Here is a 19,206-nt window from a genome sequence, read left to right on the forward strand (position 1 = left end):
GAGCCTCGGTGTAGCGCATGAATCGACGGCGCACCTTAACCCGCAAACGGAGTGGGAACGAGGCATCAAAATGCCTGGATTTGTATCCGCTCGTGGCAAAGCCAAAGGGCGCTGAGGCTGTATCATCCGGTAGCGTTTTTAACCCCGACCTTTTCTCGACTCGCTGCGTTGTCCCGCTAGGCTTTGGGCATCGCAGCAGTCAAAGGAGCGACCGCGGATGCACAGCACCCTGGAACAGGTTTTCGGTTATCCACAGTTTCGCCCCGGTCAGGAAGTGGCCATCAGCGCCGTACTGGCCGGTCGGTCGGCGGCGGCCATTTTCCCCACCGGGTCCGGCAAGTCCCTGTGCTATCAATTGCCGGCCCTGCTGTTACCGCACCTGACCCTGGTGGTCTCGCCACTGCTGGCGCTGATGCAGGATCAGTTGGCGTTCTTGCAACGCCACGGCATCGCATCGGCCAGCATCGATTCGGCCCAGAGCCGTGACGAAGCCAGCGATGCCATGGCCCGGGCACGTTCGGGCGAATTGAAGATTCTGATGATTTCGGTGGAGCGGCTGAAGAACGAGCGCTTCCGCAATTTCCTGCAGCAGGTGCAGATCTCGCTGCTGGTGGTGGACGAGGCTCACTGCATCTCCGAATGGGGGCATAACTTCCGACCTGACTACCTCAAGCTTCCCGATTATCAGCATCAGTTCAACATCCCCCAGGTGTTGCTGCTGACGGCCACCGCCACACCCAAGGTCATCGCCGACATGCAGGCGAAGTTCGCCATCGCCGCCGAGGACGTGGTGACGACGGGTTTCTACCGGCCCAACCTCAATTTGCTGGTCGAGCCGGTGCGCGGTGCAGACAAGCGCGGGCGATTGGTGCAATGGCTGGGCGAGCGCGCCGGGCAACCGAGCATCGTCTACGTCACCCTGCAGAAAACCGCCGAGCAGATTGCCGAACACCTGAACCAGCATGGTATAGGGGCCGAGGCCTATCACGCCGGTTTGCCCCATGAGCAACGTGAAGCGATCCAGCGGCGGTTCATGGGCGGGGAGTCCAATTGCATCGTCGCGACCATCGCTTTTGGCATGGGCATCGACAAGAGCGATATCCGCAACGTCGTGCATTTCGACCTGCCCAAATCCATCGAAAACTACAGTCAGGAAATCGGCCGGGCCGGGCGGGATGGGCAGCCGTCCGACTGCCTGGTACTGGCCAACCGCGACAGCCTTAATGTGCTGGAAAACTTTGTGTATGGCGACACCCCCGAACTGGAAGGCATCCGGTGTGTGCTCGATGAGCTGAAGGCCGCCGCCTCCGATGGGCAATGGGAGTTTTTGCTGGGGCCGCTGGCGGATCAGAGCAACATCCGGCAACTGCCGCTCAAGACGCTGCTGGTTCAGCTGGAACTGCGCCGGCTGATCGCGCCGCGTTATGCCTATTTCGCCGAGTACCGTTTCAAGTTCCTGACCGAGCCGCAAGCGCTGTTGGAACGCTTCGAAGGTGAGCGCCGGGATTTCGTCTCGGCCATCATCCAGACCTCCAGTCGCGCCCGGGCCTGGGCCACGGTGAATTTCGACGGGATGTACCAGCAGTATCATGCCGAGCGAAATCGGGTGGTCAAGGCGCTGGATTATTTCCAGGAAAAGGGCTGGATCGAGCTGGAAAGCAAACAGATGACCGAGGTGTACAACGTGCTGGAGACGGACCTTGATCCACAGGTCCTGGGTGCCGAGCTGTACGCTTATTTCAGCCGTCACGAGCACGGTGAAATCGCGCGGATCCACGCCATGCTCGAGTTGTTCGCCAGCGATCGTTGTCTCGGCTATCGCTTGGCGCAGTATTTCGGCGACGAGAATGCGCCTCGGCAGTGTGGCCATTGTTCGGTGTGCCATGGACATGTCACACGCCTGCCGGAGCCACCTTCGTTGCCGGCACTTGTGGATAAAGGCTTCGAGGCGCTGTGTGGCGATTTTATCCACAGGCATGAGCAGCATACCGGCAGCGTGCCGTCTGCAGAGCGGCTGACCCGGTTTCTGTGCGGGATCAGTGTGCCGCTGTTTACCAAACTGAAGGCGCGGACGATCCGGGGATACGCCGCTTTGGAGGAGTATCCGTACGCTGAAGTTCGCCAGTGGACCCAGGCGCATTTGTGAGTTGCATCCATCCGCTGAATGCCCGGCATCACACGAATAAATTTCAAAAATAGCCGGGTGCTGACTAAGGTGAAGGCTGTCTTTGGATCGCCAACAAGAGAGCAAACATGAGCCAGACACCCTTCGATATTCAGCGCGCCGCCGTGGTCGGTGCAGGCACCATGGGGCGAGGCATCGTGATGTGCCTGGCTAATGCCGGAGTGACGGTGCAGTGGGTCGACAACAACCCGCAGATGCTCGAACAGGCGCTGGCGGCCGTGGCCGAGACCTATGCCCACAGCGTGCGCCAGGGGCGGATCGATCAACGTGAAGCCGATACTCGGATCGCACGGGTGACGCGAGCAGATAATTACGCGGCGATCCGCAATGTGGACCTGGTGATCGAAGCGGTCTACGAGAACCTTGAACTCAAGCAGAAAATCTTTCGCGAATTGGACGGCCTGCTCAAGCCCGAGGCCATCCTGGCGAGCAACACGTCGGCGCTGGACATCGATGCCATCGCCGCTGCCACCCGCCGGCCAACCCAGGTGCTGGGCCTGCATTTCTTCAGCCCGGCGCACATCATGAAGCTGCTGGAGATCGTTCGCGGTGCACAAACTTCCAAAGCGGTGCTGGACGCGGCCCTAGTGTTGGGCAAGCGCATGGGTAAGGTCAGCGTGGTCTCGGGCAATTGCCATGGCTTTATCGGCAACCGAATGCTCCACCCTTATGTGTTGGAGGCTCGCAAGATGCTGCTGGAGGGGGCGTTTCCCCATCAGGTGGATGCGGCGTTGCAAGGCTTCGGTTTTGCCATGGGGCCGTTTCGCATGTACGACGTGGTCGGGATCGACCTGGAGTGGCGTGCCCGTGAGCTGGCGGGCAAAGGCCAGGATGCGCCAGAGGTGCAAGTGGATAACCGGCTGTGCGAACTGGGACGGTTCGGGCAGAAAAGTGGCAGCGGCTACTACCACTATGCGCCCGGCAGTCGGCAAGCTGAGCATGATGTCGAGGTCGATGCGCTGGTGCAGCAGGTCAGCGAAGCGCTGGGCTTTCAGCGCCGGGAGATCGGGCCTGAGGAAATTCTCGAACGTTGCTTGCTGGCGCTGGTCAACGAAGGCGCGAAGATCCTGCAGGAAGGCATTGCCGAGTCGGCTCACGATATCGACCTGGTCTACCTCAACGGCTACGGGTTCCCTGCGGACAAGGGCGGCCCGATGGCCTGGGCCGACGGGCAGGGGCTTGAGGATATCCATACTCGCCTGCTGGAGCTCGAAACCAAGCAAGGGGACCAATGGAAGCCTGCGCGTCTGATCGGGGAGTTGGCGGCGCAAGGCAAGGGGTTCGCGCAGGCCTGAGCCTCCGTGCCATATCAAGAACATTGAACGACCGTAAGGACTTCTGATGCCCCAACGTATCGAGTACCCACACCTGCAACCCATCACCACGCGCTGGCATGACAACGATGTGTACGGTCACGTCAACAACGTTACCTACTACAGCTTTTTCGATAGTGCGGTGAATACCTACCTGATCGAAGTCGGCGGGCTGGATATTCATGGTGGGGAGGTGGTGGGGTTCGTGGTGAGTTCGGCTTGCGACTACTTTGCGTCGATCGCCTTTCCAGATCGGATTGAAATCGGCCTGCGGGTCGGGAAGTTGGGCAGCAGTTCGGTGCAATACGAACTGGCAGTGTTCAAGGCGGGTGAGGAGGAGGCTTGTGCTGCGGGGCGCTTTGTCCATGTCTTCGTGGACCGGGCGTCGAATCGGCCGGTGGCGATTCCGGACCGCTTACGTGGGGCTTTGGAGCGGTTGGTCGTCTGAAACGAAAAATCGCAGCCTGCGGTCAGGCTCTGGGAAGAGCTGCCGCACGCTGCGATTTTTTAATCGCTGATATTTAAAACCAGCGATTAGTCGCGGTAGCGATGTTTATGCTTGCGGTGCCCATAGGCATGGCCGCGACCCGGATGGCCGTCACGGTAGTAGCGGCGGTCACCACGGCGACCTTCATAACGACGGTCGTCGTCATCGTCCTTGCCCATGTAGTTACCCAGCGCGCCACCAGCGCCACCGCCGGCGGCTGCGCCGATCAGGCTGCCGGTGCTGCCGCCCACGCTGCGGCCGACCACGTTACCGCCGGCTGCGCCCAGTGCGCCGCCGATCGCCGCTTCGCCGCGGCTGTGTTTGTCTGCACCGACTGCGCTACCACCTGCACCGCCCAGGGCCGCGCCGATAGTGGAGCCGGTGTTGCCGCCCAGGGATTGGCCGACGACTGAACCCAAAACCCCGCCCAATGCGCCGCCCACGCCTGCTTCGGCGGTGCCTCCGGCAGAAGCGATACCACTGACCAGGCCAAGGGACAACAAGAGAATGGAGGAGAACTTCATAGAGGAGCCTCAAAGGGATGACGGCGCGATCCTGAGGCTCGCTTCGCTTGGTTACAATCGAAATCCGACGAGTAACACGACTTGTGCACAATTCTCTAAGTTATTGTTTTTAGGGCGGAACTTAAGGTGTTTTCGCGGGTCTCTAGCTACTTCGGACAGGCCGTTTTTTATAGAAAACGGCCTTTTTTGTGGGCGTTTGAAAAGTGCTTTGCGGTGAGGGGATAAATCCCCTCGCCACAGGTCCACCATGATCCAAGCCAGGTCGTATCAGGCCGACTTGGCCAGGATCAACCCATTCTCGCTCGCCGCTTCCAGGCGGATCGCGACGAATTTCGAGGTCGGAGTGTGGCTGCCGTCACCGGTGCTTTCCAGCGGCACCAACGGGTTCACCTCTGGGTAGTAGGCGGCAGCCTGCCCGCCTGGAATGTCAAACGCCAACAGGGTGAAGCCCTTGACCCGTCGCTCGCGTCCGTCATCCCAGAGCGAGACGATGTCTGCCTTCTGCCCCGGCTTGAAGCCCAGGCGAATGATGTCCGCTTCGTTGACGAACAACACATCCCGCTGGCCCTTCACACCGCGATACCGGTCATCGAGGCCATAGATGGTGGTGTTGTACTGATCGTGGGAGCGCATCGACTGCATGATCAGGTCAGGCAACTGGCCGGTAGCGCGGGTGCGTTCGTGCACCAGGTCAACCGGCAACAGGTTGGGCTTGAAGTTGGCGCGACCTGAAGCGGTACTCCAGCGACGCGCACCGGCACTGTTGCCCAGGTAGAAGCCGCCGGGGTTCTGGAGCTTTTGGTTGAAGTCCTTGAAGCCGGGAACCGTGTCGGCGATCAGGTCGCGGATGCGACTGTAGTCGGCGACCAACCAGTTCCAGTCCACCGGGCGGCTGCCCAGCGTGGCGGCGGCGATCCCGGCGATGATCCACGGCTCGGAGCGCATCTGGTTCGACAGCGGTTGCAACTGGCCTTTGGAGGCGTGGACCATGCTGAAGGAGTCTTCAACCGTTACCGCTTGCGCGCCTTCGGTTTGCAGGTCGATGTCGGTACGGCCCAGGCATGGCAGGATCAGCGCTTCTTTGCCGTGAGCCAGGTGGCTGCGGTTGAGTTTGGTGCTGATCTGCACGGTCAGGTCGCAATTGGACAAGGCCTGGAAGGTCCGATGGCTATCCGGTGTGGCTTGGGCGAAGTTGCCGCCCAGACCGATGAACACCTTCGCCCGGCCGTCGGCCATGGCGTGGATCGCCTCGACCACGTTGTGGCCGTTCTCGCGCGGTACCTTGAACTGGAAACGCCGTTCCAGCGCGTCAAGGAACACCGCCGGCGGTCGCTCGTTGATGCCCATGGTCCGGTCGCCCTGCACGTTGCTGTGGCCGCGCACCGGGCACAGGCCTGCACCTGGCCGGCCGATATTGCCACGCAGCATCATCAGGTTGGCGATTTCCTGGATAGTCGCCACCGAGTGGCGATGCTGGGTGATGCCCATCGCCCAGCACATGATCACGTTCTTGCTTTTGGCGTACATGCGTGCCGCTTGTTCGATCTCGACCAGGGTCAGGCCCGATTGCTCGACGACCTGCTCCCAAGAGGTGTCGTCGACCACGGCCAGGTAATCCAGCACGTTAGCGCTGTGTTCATTGAGGAACGCATGGTCGAACACCGCAGGAGCGCCAGTGTTTTGCGCATCACGCTCCCATTGCAGCAGGAACTTCGCCATGCCGCGCAATATCGCCATATCGCCCCCCAGGGCCGGACGGAAATACGCGGTGTTGGTCGGTTTATCACCGTTGGTGAGCATTTCGAGCGGGTGCTGCGGATGCTGGAAACGCTCCAGGCCACGCTCCTTGAGCGGATTGATGCACACCACCTGGGCGCCACGCTTCACCGCCTCGCGCAGCGGCTCGAGCATCCGTGGATGGTTGGTGCCTGGGTTCTGGCCCCAGACGAAAATCGCATCCGAGTGCTCGAAATCATCGAAGGTCACCGTGCCTTTACCCACGCCGACACTCTGGGACAGTGCCACACCGCTTGCCTCGTGGCACATGTTCGAGCAGTCGGGGAAGTTGTTGGTGCCGTAGGTGCGCACGAACAGCTGATACAAGTAGGCTGCTTCGTTGCTGGCCCGGCCCGAGGTGTAGAACTCGGCCTGGTTCGGGCTGGAAAGCCCTTGCAAGTGCTTGCCGATCAGGGCAAACGCCGCTTCCCAACTGATGGGTTTGTAGCGGTCGCTCTCGGCGTCGTAGCTCATCGGCTCGGTCAGGCGACCCTGGTATTCGAGCCAGTAGTCGCTCTGCTCCAGCAGCGAGGTGACACTGTGCTTGGCGAAAAATGCACTGTCGACCCGGCGCTTGGTCGCTTCCCAGTTCACCGCCTTGGCGCCGTTCTCGCAGAACTTGACCATGCCGCTTTCCGGTGAATCCCCCCAGGCACAGCCTGGGCAGTCGAAACCACCGTTCTGATTGGTCTTGAGCATCATGCGGATGTTTTTCAGCGCGTTGTCGCTGGTCAGCCAGGCCTGAGCGACGCTGATCAGCGCACCCCAACCACCGGCCGGGCCCTTGTAGGGCTTGTAGCGCGGTACGGGTTTCTGGTCGGCTTGTTGATGATTGCTCACGCTTGATTCTCCATCGCAGGGCTGTAGACCCGCGGCGCACTTTTTTGCGGCAGGTGGATGAGATTGAGGTTGTGTTGGCGGGCCCACTGCACGGCAAGGCCCGTGGGCGACGACAGGCTGACCAGGGTCTGGATACCGGCGCGCAAGACTTTCTGGATCAGTTCGAGGCTGCAACGACTGGTGACGATCGCCACACCACCGGCCACCGGGATCTGTTGTCGGATCAATGCGCCGATCAGTTTGTCGAGGGCGTTGTGCCGACCGATGTCTTCGCGACCCAGCAGTAACTCGCCCTGGGCGTTCATGAACAGTGCCGCGTGTACCGCGCCGCAGTGCTGGCCCAAGGGTTGGAACTGGCCGATGCGTTGACGCAGGCCATCGAGCCATTGCGCCGGTGGCAGCGGTGCGCCGGGCAGCACCTTGAGCTCCGGCAGCGCCTGCTCCACCGCCTCCACGCCGCAGAGGCCGCAGCCACTGGTGCCGGCCAGCTGTCGGCGTTGCTGCTTGAGGTTCCAGAAGGCGCGGTTGGCGATGGTCACCTGGGCGTAATGCGCAGAGCCTGCGCCGCTCAGTTGCAGGTCATAGATGTCCGATGAGTCTTCGATGATGCCACTGCCGAGGCTGAAACCGACGATGAAGTCTTCCAGGTCAGAGGGGGTGACCAGCATGACGGCCTGGCTGATGCCGTTATAGGCAATCGCCAGCGCCACTTCCTCGGCCAGCGCGGTGCTGTCCGACTGGGAGTGGTCCAGATTGCAGTAGCGATAGCTCTGGCTGGCAGCCGGCGCGGGTGTTTCCACCGAAGGCGCTGGACAGACAGGGGGCTTGTCGTTCATGGGCATCACTGAAAGTAGGAATAGTAGTAAGACTAAATGCGGCAATCTGCCACGTCTAATCGCTATTACTGATCTATCAATAGATGACGTCGATCAAGATGCTGTTGTTGATTTCTGATAGAGGGCGAAGCAAGCCTCGGCCAACGCCGAGCGTGGAGCACCGCGCCGCATGATCAGGCCCAATGGAACCAGCGTCTGTGCGTCTTCAATGGGTTGCATGCGCAGGTCTTCGGTCAAGATGTCCAGGCCGCTGTTCAGGGGCATCACTGCGCAACACAAGCCACCGTGCACGGCTTGTAGCAATTGATGCACCGCGTCGGTTTGCAACAGCGGCCGAGGTGTCAGGCCCCGACTGTGGAAGCTGTGATCAATGGACTGACGAAAATGCATGCCGCTGGTGAGCATGCCCAGGGGTAATTCGATCAGCGCTTCCCAACTCAACGGTTGTTCACCGAAAAAGAAAAACCGCTGGTCGTACAGCAGGCCCATGCGGGTATGGCTGAAAGGCAGGGCTTCGAAGCGCTCGTTGTCCAGACGCTCGAGGTAGGAAATGCCCAGGTCGATGCGGTTGTTCGCCAACTGTTCGAGGATGTGTTCGGAACTCAGGGAGGACAATTCGAAACGCAGATTAGGGTGTTCGATGTGCAAGCGCTGCATGATCGACAAGGGGTCGAAGTCCGACAGCGGCACCACGCCCAGGCGCAGCGTACCCACCAGGTTGCCACGACAGGCCGCCGCTTCGGCCTGTAGGCCGTCATAGGCCGCCAGCACCGTGCGCGCCCAGGCCAGCACCCGTTCCCCTGGCGCGGTGAAACCCTCAAAACGCTGGCCGCGGTTGACCAGCGGCAGATCGAGTTCTTCTTCCAGGCTGCGCAGGCGCATCGACAGGGTCGGCTGGGTGATGTGGCAGCGAGCGGCGGCCTGGCCGAAGTGGCGGGTTTCGTCCAGCGCGATGAGAAATTTCAGCTGCTTGATGTCCATCTTCGCTCCAGGGCGCGGGAAGGTTCGGATTCTAGCGCTTTGCGCGGGGTGGGGTCATTGGTCGGCTGGGAACCGGCTTCACCTGGCCTGGTCTAGTCTTTTGCGTCAGGACACTTAACCCAAGGAGCGTGCACCATGAGTCTTTTTAGCTTTGTGAAGGAAGCAGGCGAAAAACTGATCGACCTGCTGACCCCCGGCAACGCCAATGCCAGTGAGCAGTTGAAGGAACACATCAGCAAGGTGGGCCTGGGTAATCCGAATGTTCAAGCGACTATCGAAGGCGATCAAGTCACCGTCACTGGTGAAGTCGCAAGCCAGGAAGAGAAGGAAAAAATCCTGCTGGCGGTGGGCAATATTGCAGGTGTCGGCAGTGTTGACGATCAGATCACGGTGACCGGGCCGGTGGCCCAAGCCGCGCGTTTCGTAACTGTGAAAAAAGGCGACACCCTCAGTGCCATTTCCAAGGCCGAGTACGGCGACGCGAACAAGTACAACAAGATCTTCGAGGCCAACAAACCGATGCTGTCGCACCCGGACAAGATCTATCCGGGGCAGGTGTTGCGTATTCCCGAGTAACCCGTTCCTCTGTGGCGAGGGAGCTTGCTCCCGCTCAAGTGCGCAGCACTGGTCTGTGAGAGGGGGCCGCTTCGCGCCCCAACGGGAGCATGCTCCCTCGCCACATTGGTCGTGTCAGAGCCCTTCGATCAGCGTTCGATAATCCCCCAACGCTTCAAACTCCCCGGTGTCCTTCGGCCCTTTGCGGCTGTCCGGCTCGCTGACCGCCAGCAGGTGCGCTACACCGAAATCCCGGGCGCTGCGCAACACCGGCAGGGTATCGTCGATAAACAGGCTGCGGGCCGGGTCGAAGTTCAAGTCGGCTTGCAGGGCGTCCCAGAATTGCCGGTTTTCCTTGGGGAAACCGTAGTCGTGGGAGCTGATCAAACGCTCGAAATAGGGGGCCAGTTCGATACGTTCCAGCTTCAGGGACAGCGAATCGCGGTGGGCGTTGGTGATCATCACCACGCGTTTACCGGCCCGCTGGATCGCCGCCAGGAAGGTGTCGGCGTCGGGGCGCAAGGCAATCAGGTGCGCGGTCTCCAGCTTCAGTTCGCGCACCGGCAGCTTCAGCTCAGTGCTCCAGAAATCCAGGCAATACCATTGCAACTGGCCGGCGTTGCGTTCGAACAACGGCTGCAGCTCCATCTCGGCCATCGTCCGGCTTACCCCGTGCAGTTCGGCGTAGCGCTGGGGCAGGTGTTCCATCCAGAAATGGTTGTCGTAATGCAGGTCCAGCAAGGTGCCGTCCATGTCCAGCAGAACCGTATCGATCTCATGCCAGGGCAGCAAAACCATAAAACTTCTCCAGCGGTAATCGGATATCCGACACAAACAATCAGAATAGGCCGGGTATAGTAGCCCGCTATCGCCCAGGGAGCCGTTTATGCGCCAGAAACCCACCATACTCGATCGCCAGATCGTCGCCACCAGCCGCCTGTTTTGTGTGGAAGAACTGAAACTGCGTTTTTCCAACGGTGTGGAGCGCACCTATGAACGTCTGGCGAGCAAGGGCGCGGGTTACGGCGCAGTGATGATCGTGGCGATGCTCGACGCCGACCACGCGGTGCTGGTGGAAGAGTATTGTGGCGGCACTGAGGCCTACGAACTGTCCCTGCCCAAGGGTTTGATCGAGCCGGGTGAAGATGTGCTGGCGGCGGCTGAACGCGAGCTCAAGGAAGAGGCCGGTTTCGGCGCGCGACAATTGGAGCACCTGACAGAGCTGTCGCTGTCCCCCGGCTACATGAGCCAGAAGATCCAGGTGGTGCTGGCGACTGATTTGTATGAAGAACGGCTGGAAGGCGATGAGCCCGAGCCGATGCGTGTGGACAAGGTCAATCTGCGCGAATTGTCTGCCCTGGCGCAAAACCCTCAGTTCACCGAGGGGCGGGCCTTGGCGGCGTTGTACCTGGCCCGTGACCTGCTGACCCAGCGCGGAGCGTTCCTGTCATGAATTTCCCCCATCCTCTGATGGCCCCTGTGATTGAGCTGGCGCTCAAGGCTGGCGAGGCGATCCTGCCGTTCTGGCGTGCGAATGTGCAGGTCAACCACAAGGCGGACGAGTCGCCGGTGACCGCCGCGGACATGGCCGCTCATGATGTGATCGTGGCGGGGTTGACGGCGCTGGCACCGGATATTCCGATTCTCTCCGAAGAAGACGCCAATATCGCCCAGGGCGTGCGCGCCGGCTGGCAACGCTGGTGGCTGGTGGATCCGCTGGATGGGACCAAAGAGTTCATTTCCGGCAGTGAGGAGTTCACGGTCAACATCGCCTTGGTGGAACAGGGCCGGGTGGTGTTTGGCGTGGTGTCGATGCCCACCAACGGTCGCTTCTACGTTGGCGGCGCGGGGCTGGGTGCCTGGCGCGGCGACCAGGGCGGTGAGCCCGCGGCCATCGCGGTACGTAACGTACTGGCACCGGGTGAAACCTTCACCGTGGTCGCCAGTCGCCGTCACACCAGCCCCGAGCAGGAACGCCTCTTGGGCGGTTTGAGCGCGAGCCTGGGCGAGTTGCAACTGACCAGTATTGGCAGTTCGTTGAAGTTTTGCCTGCTGGCCGAAGGTGCGGCCGATTGCTATCCACGGCTGGCGCCGACGTCCCAGTGGGACACCGCCGCCGCCCAAGGTGTGCTGGAAGGGGCGGGTGGCGAGGTGTTGGACTTGAGCGGCGAGCCGTTCTGTTATCCGGCCCGTGAGTCTCTGTTGAACACGTCGTTCCTGGCGTTGCCGGCGAAAGCGGCGTGGCGCGCAAAGCTGTTGGAGCTTGCCCGCTCCTGAACCCTGTCTGCTTTTTGTGGCAGCGAGCTTTTTGTGGCGAGGGAGCTCTTGCTCCCGCTGGGCTGCGAAGCAGCCCCCTGCTTTTGGCGGTTGCTGCGCACCCGAGCGAGAGCAAGCTCCCTCGCCACAGGGCCCATCATCTCCCCAAGTCCAAACAGGGCCTGCGGTGTTTTAGCGGTGCAACACGTACTGCCCCACAAACTCCACCGCCGGCTCCTCGCTCCCGTTATCCAACACCCGAGTCTGCAAGGCCAGCCGTGCCCGTCCGTAGCGCCGGTAGGTGGCCAGGAAGCGTTTCCACACCTTTTCCTCTGGCGCATCGCAGACGACTGTCGCGTCGCGGGTGACCGGCAGCGGGTAGCTGATTTGCCCTTCCTGAATCACGATATGCCCGTCTTCAATGCCTTCCTCGCGCAAGGCCAGGTGCAGCCAGCCCCAGCCCCCCAATACCGCGCCGCAGTACAGGCTGCCGCCGAACATGGTGCTCTTGTGATTGACGTTGGCCGCAAGCGGCAAGAACAGGCGCAGCTGTCGGGCCTGCCAATCGAGCACCTTGAGGCCCATGTCCCGCGTCAGGGGGATGTCGTGGTGCAGGATCGATTCCAGGTAACGACTGTCGCGGTTCATTGCGGGGCCTTTTGCTTGCAAGGGAAATGACGATAACTCAATCGGATTCATCGGCCGGGCCCTGGCTGCTGTCGCCGAAATTCAGCCCATGCTTGCGCAGTTTATCGTGCAAGGTCTTGCGCGGAATGCCCAAGGCCTCGGCGAGGCTGCGTACCGAGCTGTGGGGGCGGGCCAGTTCGGCGGCGATCAGGGTTTTCTCGAAGTTTTCCACCTGCTCGCTCAAGCCGCCAGTGACCACTTCGACCAGTGCCCCGGGGCTGCCGTCCGGTGCGCTGTTGTCCAGTGCCAGTTCCAGACCCAAGGCGAAGCGTTCGGCGGCATTTTGCAACTCTCGCACGTTGCCCGGCCAGGTATGGCGCAGAAGCAGCGCCCGTTGCGCCGGTTGCAGGTGGTGAGGCGGCAGGCCGTGACGAGCACTGGCTTCGTCGGCGAAGTGCTGGAACAACATCAGCGCATCTTCCCCCCGTTCACGTAGTGGCGGTATGCGCAGCGGCGCAACGTTCAGGCGGTAATACAGGTCGGCGCGAAAGCGCCCTTGGTCGGCGGCCTGGCGCAGGTCTTCCTTGGTGGCGGCGATGACGCGGATGTCCAGCGGGATCTGTTGATTGCCCCCCAGTCGCTCCACCATGCGCTCTTGCAGCAGACGCAGCAACTTGACCTGGACATCCAGGCTCATGCTTTCGATTTCGTCGAGAAACAGCGTGCCGCCGTTGGCGAATTCGAATTTGCCGATGCGGCGTTTTTGCGCGCCGGTGAACGCCCCCGGCTCGTGGCCGAACAGTTCGCTCTCCACCACCGACTCGGCCAGGGCCCCGGCGTTGATCGCCACGAATGGCCCGTTACGCCGACCCGAGAGATCGTGCAGCGCTCGGGCGACCACTTCCTTGCCGGCACCGGTTTCACCGAGGATCAGCACGTCGGCGCGGGTCGCCGCCAGTGCACCGATCTGTTCGCGCAGGCGCAGCATCTGGGCTGACTGGCCGATCAGCCGTGCGCTGAGTTCATGGCGATCGCTGAGGGCCAGGCGCAGGCTCCGGTTGTCCAGCACCAGGCGGCGCAGGGCCAGGGCCCGGCGTACGCTGTCGAGCAGGTGATCGCTGGGAAATGGTTTTTCCAGAAAGTCATAGGCCCCGGCGCGCATCGCCTGCACCGCCAGTGGCACGTCGCCGTGACCGGTGATCAGTAGCACCGGCAGCTCAGGGTCCTGGGCGTGGAGTTCGCCCAGCAGTTGGAGACCGTCGATGCCTGGCATGCGAATGTCACTGACCACCACCCCCGGCCAGTCACGCGACAGTTGCTCGGCCACGCCCTTGGCCTCGGCCAGTGGCAGGATTTTCAAGCCGGCCAGGTCGAGGGTCTGGCTCAAGGCCTGACGCAAATGCGGATCGTCGTCGATCAGCACCACCTCAATCCGGTTATCGATGGTCATACGCTACGGTCCTCGGACGGTTGCAGGCTCACTCCGGGGGCGCCGGCGCGCAGCTTCAGGGTGATCAGGGCGCCGCCTTCCTTATGGTTGGCGAACGACAGTTCGCCGCCGAAGGCGCGCATCAGGGTGTCGCAGATCGCCAGCCCCAGGCCAAGGCCCTGGGTGCGGGTCTTGGTGGTATAGAAGGGTTCGCCGGCGCGGCCAAGGGCTTCCATGCAAAACCCCGGGCCGTTATCGCGGATACACAGGTTGACGCCGGTTTCGGTGGCCTGGGCACTGAGCCAGAGTTTGCGCGGCGGGCCTTTCTCAGTCAGGGCGTCGAGGGCGTTGGCCAGCAGGTTGCCGAGCACTTGGCGCAAACGGGTTTCCCCGGCCTCGACCCACAGCGTGGCGGCCGGCAGGTCGCGGATCAGTTCCACTTCCATGCCGCGCCGACGCTTGGCAAGCAGCGCGAGGGCATCGTCCAAGGCCGGTTGCAGGGCAACACTTTCCGGGGCATGCCGGTCGCGCCGGGCAAAGGCGCGCAAGTGGGCGATGATCGAGGCCATGCGTGCGGTCAGTTCGCTGATCAGCTTGAGGTTGCCCCGGGCGTCCTCGGTACGTTGATGGTCGAGCAAAATCTCGGCGTTTTCCGCATAACTTCGAATCGCCGCCAGCGGCTGGTTGAGTTCGTGGCTGATGCTGGCCGACATCGTGCCCAGGGCCGACAATTTTCCGGCCTGCACCAGGTCATCCTGGGCGCGGACCAGTTCCTGCTGGGCCTGTTCGCGCTCCAGCACTTCCTGGCGCAGTCGCCGGTTCAGGCCTTCCAGGTCGCTGGTGCGCTCGGCCACGCGGCCTTCCAGCTCGTGACGGGCCTTGGCTTCGAAGGCGATCCGATCCAGGTAATGGCGCCTGCGCTGCATCATCAAGCCGAGCAACAGCATCAAGACCAGCAACGCCGCACCGCCTATGGCGACCACAGTGCGCACTGGGCGGTCGATCAGCGTGCGCGGGGCGAGAATGCTTACGCTCCAGCCGGTCTCTTCAATGGTCTGGGTCTGGGTCAGCCAGGCGTTGGCATCCAGGTTCAGCGGCTTGGGGTCGCGGGTCGGATAGGGTTGCACAGCACTGATGGCCTTGCGTTCGTCGTCACTCAAGGGCCGAGTCGAACGGAATCGCCATTCCTGTCGCGACGTGAGGATGACCACGCCGTTGTGATCGGTCACCAGCAACTGCTCCGGGGTTTTGCCCCACAGGCTTTCGGTGTGGTCCAGGTCGACCTTGACCACCAGCACGCCGATGACCTTCTCGCGGTCGCGCACGGCGGCGGCGAAGAAATAACCGCGCTTGGCCGATGTGGTGCCCAAGCCGAAGAAGCGCCCCAGGCGGCCGGCCATGGCTTCGATGTAGTACGGCCGGAAGGCGAAATTACGCCCGACGAAACTGTCGTGCTTGTCCCAGTTCGACGCGGCCAGCGTCTTGCCGGTGGCGTCCATCAGGTACATGACTTCGGCGCCGGTCTGGGCGCTGATATTTTTCAGCAGCCGGTTGGCGTTGCCTTGGATGATGCCATCGTCGGGGGTCGACAACGCCGCGCGCAGCGCCGGCAGTTCACCGAGAATCTGCGGTAATACCTCATAGCGATGCAAGGTACCCAACAGGTTGGCGACGTAGAGATCAAGGGTTTGGCGGTTCTGCCCGGCCAGTTCGCTACGGTAGTAACGCTCGGCGAGGTGTTCCAGCGGCCACAGCAACGGCGCCAGGCACAGTGCAAGCAAGGCCAGGCTGCGCCAGCGGGGTCTGCGGGGAAGGGTGGGGTTCATAAGCATCAGGCGCCTGTGGGAACAGGCGCATTATGCCTAGGCTTGCTCGGCAAGACACTGGTGCAACGCGCTTCGCCAGTCTGGCTGGCTCACCCCCCACTCCTGGAACAGGCGCGTGCAATCGAGGCGCGAGTTCAGTGGGCGTGAGGCCGGGGTCGGGTAAGCGCTGGACGGGATGGGCTCGAGCTCGGCACAAGGCTTGTGTTGCTCGATCAGGTGTTCGCCGATGGCCTGGGCGAAACCGAACCAGGACGTCTCACCCCGGGCAGTCAGGTGATAGGTGCCCCAGGCGCCGCTTTGACCGGCCCGCCAACGCTCGATGAGTTTGGCGGTGCTGTCGGCGATGGTGCCGGCCCAGGTTGGTGCACCGATCTGGTCGGCCACCACGCGCAGTTGTGGTTTTTCCTGGAGCAGACGCTGCATGGTCAGCAGGAAATTGCGGCCTTCGGTGGAATAGACCCAACTGGTGCGCAGAATCAGGTGCTGGCCGGCGGCCTGGCGAATGGCGTCCTCGCCTGCCAGTTTGCTGCGTCCATAGACACTCAGCGGGTTGGGCATGTCGTCTTCGGTGTATGGCGTGGGCTTGCGGCCATCGAAGACGTAGTCGGTGGAGTAGTGGATCAGCGGGACGCCCAGCTTAACCGCCACCTGGGCCAGGACGCCCGGTGCGATGGCGTTGATGGCGAACGCCAGCGCCGGTTCGCTTTCGGCCTGGTCGACGGCCGTGTGGGCGGCGGCGTTGATGATCAGGTCGGGTTTCAGGGCGTCGATGGGCGAGTGAATGAGGTCCGGGTGCGCCAGGTCGAGCTCGCTGCTGCCGCGCACGATCAACTCGCCCATGCCGGCCAGGCGCGACTGGAGTGCCCGGGATACCTGGCCGTTCTGGCCGATGATCAGGATGCGCAAGGTAGTATTCATGGAAACAGGTCGGCCTCGCCCAGGGCCTTGCCGGCTTGATCCTTGGGCGACAGGATGGGTGCGCCTTGCAGTTCCCAATCGATGGCCAACTGCGGGTCGTCCCAGCGAATGCAGCGCTCGGCCGAGGGTGCGTAGTAATCCGTGGTTTTGTAGAGAAAATCCGCTGACTCGCTCAGCACCACGAAACCGTGGGCAAACCCCGGCGGGACCCACAGTTGCCGATGATTCTGCGCCGACAGGTGCACGCTCACCCATTGGCCGAATGTGGCCGAACTGCGGCGAATATCCACCGCCACGTCCAGGACTTCCCCTGCCGTGACGCGTACCAGTTTCCCCTGGGCCTGCTCGATCTGATAGTGCAGGCCGCGCAGGACGCCTTTGGTCGAGCGCGAATGGTTGTCCTGGACGAACTGCAGCGCGCATCCGGTGGCCTCGGCAAAGGCCCGGGCATTGAAGCTTTCTTGGAAAAAACCGCGATCGTCACCGAAGATCTTCGGCTCGATGATCAGGACTTCTGGCAAACGGGTGGCAACGACATTCAATGGGTTTCTCCAGCGATATTGAACAGGTACTGACCATAACCGGTCTTGCCGAAGTACTTGGCGCGCTCAAGGACATGCTCGCGGCTGACCCAGCCCTGTTGATAGGCAATTTCTTCCAGGCATGCCACTTTCAAGCCTTGGCGGTGCTCGATGGTCTGCACGTATTGCGAGGCTTCCAGCAGGCTGTCGTGGGTGCCGGTATCGAGCCAGGCGAAACCACGGCCGAACCGCTCGACGTGCAGGTCGCCGCGTTGCAGGTAGGCATTGTTGACGTCGGTGATTTCCAGCTCGCCGCGCTTGGAGGGCTTGATGGCCTGGGCGATCTGGATCACGTCGTTATCGTAGAAATACAGGCCGGTCACCGCGTAGCTGGATTTGGGTGCGCTGGGTTTCTCTTCGATTGAAATGGCCCGCCCCTCAGGGTCGAAGTCGATCACGCCAAAGCGCTCGGGGTCCTTGACCCAGTAACCAAACACCGTCGCACCGCTCTGCCGGTTGACGGCGGTCTGTAACTGCTCGCCGAAATGTTGGCCGTGGAAAATGTTGTCGCCCAGGATCAGGCAGACCGAGTCGTTGCCAATAAATTGCTCGCCGATCAGGAACGCCTGGGCCAGGCCATCGGGTGATGGCTGTTCGGCGTAGCAGAACTGCACGCCGAACTGGCTGCCGTCACCCAACAGGTTGCGGTACTGCGGCAGGTCCTGCGGGGTGGAAATCACCAGGATGTCCTTGATGCCGGCGAGCATCAGTACCGATATCGGGTAATAGATCATCGGTTTGTCGTAAACCGGTAATAACTGCTTGGACACCCCTAGGGTGATCGGATGCAGGCGTGTGCCGGAACCGCCTGCCAGAACAATTCCTTTCATCATGCAATCACGTCCTGGTTGTCGAGCGAGCCCAGGCGCTCGCCTTGATAGCTGCCGTCCTGGACACGTCGGCACCACAGCAGGTTTTCGAGGTACCACAGCACGGTTTTGCGCAGGCCGGTCTCGAAGGTTTCCTGCGGCGTCCAGCCGAGTTCGCGTTCAATCTTGCCGGCGTCGATGGCATAGCGCAGGTCGTGGCCGGGGCGATCCTTGACGAAGGTGATCAGGTCCGCATAGCCCGCGACCCCTTCGGGTTTGTGGGGGGCGAGTTCTTCGAGCAACGCGCAGATGCTGCGCACCACCTCGATGTTTTTTTGCTCATTGTGGCCGCCGATGTTGTAGGTCTCGCCGACCACGCCTTCGGTGACGACCTTGAGCAGCGCCCGGGCATGGTCTTCGACGTACAGCCAGTCGCGCACTTGCTGGCCATCGCCATACACCGGCAGCGGTTTACCAGCCAGTGCGTTGAGGATCACCAGGGGAATCAGTTTCTCGGGAAAGTGGAACGGCCCGTAGTTGTTCGAGCAATTGGTCAACAGCACGGGCAAGCCGTAGGTTCGCTGCCAGGCGCGGACCAGGTGGTCGGACGCCGCTTTGCTGGCCGAATAGGGAGAGCTTGGCGCATAAGCGGTGGTTTCGGTGAACAGGTCGTCCACCCCGTGCAGGTCGCCATACACTTCGTCGGTGGAAACGTGGTGGAAGCGAAACGCGCGTTTCTGCGCCTCGGGCAGGGTCTGCCAATAGGCGCGGGTGGCCTCCAGCAGGCTGTAGGTGCCGACGATGTTGGTCTGGATAAAGTCTGCCGGTCCGTCAATGGAACGGTCTACGTGGGACTCTGCCGCCAAGTGCATGATGGCGTCGGGCTTGAATCGTGCGAGCACCGCGCTGACGGTCGGTTGATCGACGATATCGGCCTGCACGAACTCGTAGCGGCTGTCGTGATCGATGCTGCTCAGCGATTCGAGATTGCCGGCGTATGTCAGCTTGTCGAGGTTCAGGACCTGGTGCTCGGTGTCCAGGATCAAGTGGCGTATGAGAGCTGAGCCAATGAAGCCAGCACCACCACTGATAAGAATGCGCATCCGGTTAAGCCTTTTTCCGTGAGAGCCAAAGCATAGGAGCATAGCTTGTCGGCATGTCGGGGGTGGTGCAAGCAGGATATTTCGGGCGGCGTCCATGAGTATGGACATCCCCCTGTGGCGAGGGAGCCTGCTCCCGCTGGGCCGCAAAGCAGACTGGTCT

At 61.8% G+C, this 19,206-nt stretch carries 18 protein-coding genes; 6 read left to right on the forward strand and 12 right to left on the reverse strand.

The window, feature by feature from the left end:
• Positions 1 to 217: 217 nt before the first annotated feature.
• The 3 genes from EPZ47_RS01335 to EPZ47_RS01345 all read left to right on the forward strand — a co-directional run bounded on the left by EPZ47_RS01335 (position 218) and on the right by EPZ47_RS01345 (position 3,946).
• Entirely contained in the window at positions 218 to 2,146 is a 1,929-nt protein-coding gene (locus EPZ47_RS01335; RefSeq protein WP_135843185.1) for a RecQ family ATP-dependent DNA helicase, read from the forward strand.
• Positions 2,147 to 2,253: 107 nt separating this feature from the next.
• Positions 2,254 to 3,480, forward strand: a complete 1,227-nt coding sequence (locus tag EPZ47_RS01340) for a 3-hydroxyacyl-CoA dehydrogenase (RefSeq protein ID WP_135843186.1) — start codon at positions 2,254 to 2,256, stop codon at positions 3,478 to 3,480.
• A gap of 46 nt (positions 3,481 to 3,526) precedes the next feature.
• A complete protein-coding gene (locus EPZ47_RS01345; RefSeq protein ID WP_135843187.1) occupies positions 3,527 to 3,946 on the forward strand; it encodes an acyl-CoA thioesterase in 420 nt (139 codons plus the stop codon).
• Positions 3,947 to 4,032: 86 nt separating this feature from the next.
• Here the strand turns inward: EPZ47_RS01345 and EPZ47_RS01350 are convergent, their stop codons facing one another.
• The 4 genes from EPZ47_RS01350 to EPZ47_RS01365 all read right to left on the reverse strand — a co-directional run bounded on the left by EPZ47_RS01350 (position 4,033) and on the right by EPZ47_RS01365 (position 8,942).
• Positions 4,033 to 4,509: a glycine zipper domain-containing protein gene (locus EPZ47_RS01350; RefSeq protein WP_135843188.1), complete on the reverse strand. Its 477-nt coding sequence runs from the start codon at positions 4,507 to 4,509 to the stop codon at positions 4,033 to 4,035.
• A gap of 267 nt (positions 4,510 to 4,776) precedes the next feature.
• Positions 4,777 to 7,125, reverse strand: coding sequence for an FdhF/YdeP family oxidoreductase (locus tag EPZ47_RS01355; RefSeq protein WP_135843189.1), 2,349 nt, complete (start codon positions 7,123 to 7,125; stop codon positions 4,777 to 4,779).
• Positions 7,122 to 7,961 carry a formate dehydrogenase accessory sulfurtransferase FdhD gene (gene fdhD / locus EPZ47_RS01360; RefSeq protein ID WP_135843190.1) on the reverse strand — a complete coding sequence of 280 codons (840 nt, stop codon included), beginning with the start codon at positions 7,959 to 7,961 and terminating at the stop codon, positions 7,122 to 7,124. The genes EPZ47_RS01355 and fdhD overlap by 4 nt, the downstream gene beginning before the upstream one ends.
• Positions 7,962 to 8,054: 93 nt before the next feature.
• Positions 8,055 to 8,942 carry a LysR family transcriptional regulator gene (locus tag EPZ47_RS01365; protein ID WP_135843191.1) on the reverse strand — a complete coding sequence of 296 codons (888 nt, stop codon included), beginning with the start codon at positions 8,940 to 8,942 and terminating at the stop codon, positions 8,055 to 8,057.
• Between the two features lie 135 nt (positions 8,943 to 9,077).
• Here EPZ47_RS01365 and lysM point away from each other — a divergent pair, with 135 nt between their 5' ends.
• A complete protein-coding gene (gene lysM, locus EPZ47_RS01370; RefSeq protein ID WP_135843192.1) occupies positions 9,078 to 9,518 on the forward strand; it encodes a peptidoglycan-binding protein LysM in 441 nt (146 codons plus the stop codon).
• 114 nt (positions 9,519 to 9,632) lie between these two features.
• Here lysM and yrfG read toward each other — a convergent pair whose 3' ends face one another.
• Positions 9,633 to 10,295: a GMP/IMP nucleotidase gene (gene yrfG / locus EPZ47_RS01375; RefSeq protein ID WP_135843193.1), complete on the reverse strand. Its 663-nt coding sequence runs from the start codon at positions 10,293 to 10,295 to the stop codon at positions 9,633 to 9,635.
• An 88-nt stretch (positions 10,296 to 10,383) separates the two neighbouring features.
• On the opposite strand from yrfG, the gene nudE reads away from it, so the two are divergent.
• Both nudE and cysQ read left to right on the forward strand, forming a co-directional pair.
• Positions 10,384 to 10,950, forward strand: a complete 567-nt coding sequence (gene nudE, locus EPZ47_RS01380) for an ADP compounds hydrolase NudE (RefSeq protein WP_135843194.1) — start codon at positions 10,384 to 10,386, stop codon at positions 10,948 to 10,950.
• Positions 10,947 to 11,774 carry a 3'(2'),5'-bisphosphate nucleotidase CysQ gene (gene cysQ, locus EPZ47_RS01385; protein ID WP_135843195.1) on the forward strand — a complete coding sequence of 276 codons (828 nt, stop codon included), beginning with the start codon at positions 10,947 to 10,949 and terminating at the stop codon, positions 11,772 to 11,774. The genes nudE and cysQ overlap by 4 nt, the downstream gene beginning before the upstream one ends.
• Before the next feature lie 171 nt (positions 11,775 to 11,945).
• Here the strand turns inward: cysQ and EPZ47_RS01390 are convergent, their stop codons facing one another.
• Genes EPZ47_RS01390 through rfbB form a run of 7 tightly spaced genes read right to left on the reverse strand, consistent with a single transcriptional unit; the run spans position 11,946 to position 19,046 of the window.
• On the reverse strand, positions 11,946 to 12,401 hold the full coding sequence (locus tag EPZ47_RS01390; RefSeq protein ID WP_135843196.1) for a thioesterase domain-containing protein: 456 nt from the start codon (positions 12,399 to 12,401) through the stop codon (positions 11,946 to 11,948).
• 37 nt (positions 12,402 to 12,438) lie between these two features.
• Positions 12,439 to 13,830, reverse strand: coding sequence for a sigma-54-dependent transcriptional regulator (locus tag EPZ47_RS01395; protein ID WP_135843197.1), 1,392 nt, complete (start codon positions 13,828 to 13,830; stop codon positions 12,439 to 12,441).
• Positions 13,827 to 15,635, reverse strand: coding sequence for a sensor histidine kinase (locus tag EPZ47_RS01400; protein WP_135843198.1), 1,809 nt, complete (start codon positions 15,633 to 15,635; stop codon positions 13,827 to 13,829). The genes EPZ47_RS01395 and EPZ47_RS01400 overlap by 4 nt, the downstream gene beginning before the upstream one ends.
• 36 nt (positions 15,636 to 15,671) lie before the next feature.
• Positions 15,672 to 16,553 (reverse strand): dTDP-4-dehydrorhamnose reductase, encoded by an 882-nt coding sequence (rfbD, locus tag EPZ47_RS01405; RefSeq protein WP_135843199.1) that lies wholly within the window; start codon positions 16,551 to 16,553, stop codon positions 15,672 to 15,674.
• Positions 16,550 to 17,095 (reverse strand): dTDP-4-dehydrorhamnose 3,5-epimerase, encoded by a 546-nt coding sequence (rfbC, locus tag EPZ47_RS01410; RefSeq protein WP_135843200.1) that lies wholly within the window; start codon positions 17,093 to 17,095, stop codon positions 16,550 to 16,552. The genes rfbD and rfbC overlap by 4 nt, the downstream gene beginning before the upstream one ends.
• Positions 17,092 to 17,967 (reverse strand): glucose-1-phosphate thymidylyltransferase RfbA, encoded by an 876-nt coding sequence (rfbA, locus tag EPZ47_RS01415; protein ID WP_135843201.1) that lies wholly within the window; start codon positions 17,965 to 17,967, stop codon positions 17,092 to 17,094. Before rfbA ends, rfbC begins: the two co-directional genes overlap by 4 nt.
• Positions 17,964 to 19,046, reverse strand: coding sequence for a dTDP-glucose 4,6-dehydratase (gene rfbB / locus EPZ47_RS01420; RefSeq protein WP_135843202.1), 1,083 nt, complete (start codon positions 19,044 to 19,046; stop codon positions 17,964 to 17,966). The genes rfbA and rfbB overlap by 4 nt, the downstream gene beginning before the upstream one ends.
• Positions 19,047 to 19,206 lie beyond the last annotated feature (160 nt).

This window comes from Pseudomonas viciae (assembly GCF_004786035.1).
Classification (GTDB): Bacteria; Pseudomonadota; Gammaproteobacteria; order Pseudomonadales; family Pseudomonadaceae; genus Aquipseudomonas; species Aquipseudomonas viciae.

Excerpts from the sequence above, each read along its gene's own strand:
- EPZ47_RS01335 (WP_135843185.1), top strand. The coding sequence starts at position 218 with ATGCACAGCACCCTGGAACAGGTTTTCGGTTATCCACAGTTTCGCCCC.
- EPZ47_RS01340 (WP_135843186.1), top strand. The coding sequence starts at position 2,254 with ATGAGCCAGACACCCTTCGATATTCAGCGCGCCGCCGTGGTCGGTGCA.
- EPZ47_RS01345 (WP_135843187.1), top strand. The coding sequence starts at position 3,527 with ATGCCCCAACGTATCGAGTACCCACACCTGCAACCCATCACCACGCGC.
- EPZ47_RS01350 (WP_135843188.1), bottom strand. The coding sequence starts at position 4,509 with ATGAAGTTCTCCTCCATTCTCTTGTTGTCCCTTGGCCTGGTCAGTGGT.
- fdhD (WP_135843190.1), bottom strand. The coding sequence starts at position 7,961 with ATGAACGACAAGCCCCCTGTCTGTCCAGCGCCTTCGGTGGAAACACCC.
- EPZ47_RS01365 (WP_135843191.1), bottom strand. The coding sequence starts at position 8,942 with ATGGACATCAAGCAGCTGAAATTTCTCATCGCGCTGGACGAAACCCGC.
- lysM (WP_135843192.1), top strand. The coding sequence starts at position 9,078 with ATGAGTCTTTTTAGCTTTGTGAAGGAAGCAGGCGAAAAACTGATCGAC.
- yrfG (WP_135843193.1), bottom strand. The coding sequence starts at position 10,295 with ATGGTTTTGCTGCCCTGGCATGAGATCGATACGGTTCTGCTGGACATG.
- nudE (WP_135843194.1), top strand. The coding sequence starts at position 10,384 with ATGCGCCAGAAACCCACCATACTCGATCGCCAGATCGTCGCCACCAGC.
- cysQ (WP_135843195.1), top strand. The coding sequence starts at position 10,947 with ATGAATTTCCCCCATCCTCTGATGGCCCCTGTGATTGAGCTGGCGCTC.
- EPZ47_RS01390 (WP_135843196.1), bottom strand. The coding sequence starts at position 12,401 with ATGAACCGCGACAGTCGTTACCTGGAATCGATCCTGCACCACGACATC.
- EPZ47_RS01395 (WP_135843197.1), bottom strand. The coding sequence starts at position 13,830 with ATGACCATCGATAACCGGATTGAGGTGGTGCTGATCGACGACGATCCG.
- EPZ47_RS01400 (WP_135843198.1), bottom strand. The coding sequence starts at position 15,635 with ATGAACCCCACCCTTCCCCGCAGACCCCGCTGGCGCAGCCTGGCCTTG.
- rfbD (WP_135843199.1), bottom strand. The coding sequence starts at position 16,553 with ATGAATACTACCTTGCGCATCCTGATCATCGGCCAGAACGGCCAGGTA.
- rfbA (WP_135843201.1), bottom strand. The coding sequence starts at position 17,967 with ATGATGAAAGGAATTGTTCTGGCAGGCGGTTCCGGCACACGCCTGCAT.
- rfbB (WP_135843202.1), bottom strand. The coding sequence starts at position 19,046 with ATGCGCATTCTTATCAGTGGTGGTGCTGGCTTCATTGGCTCAGCTCTC.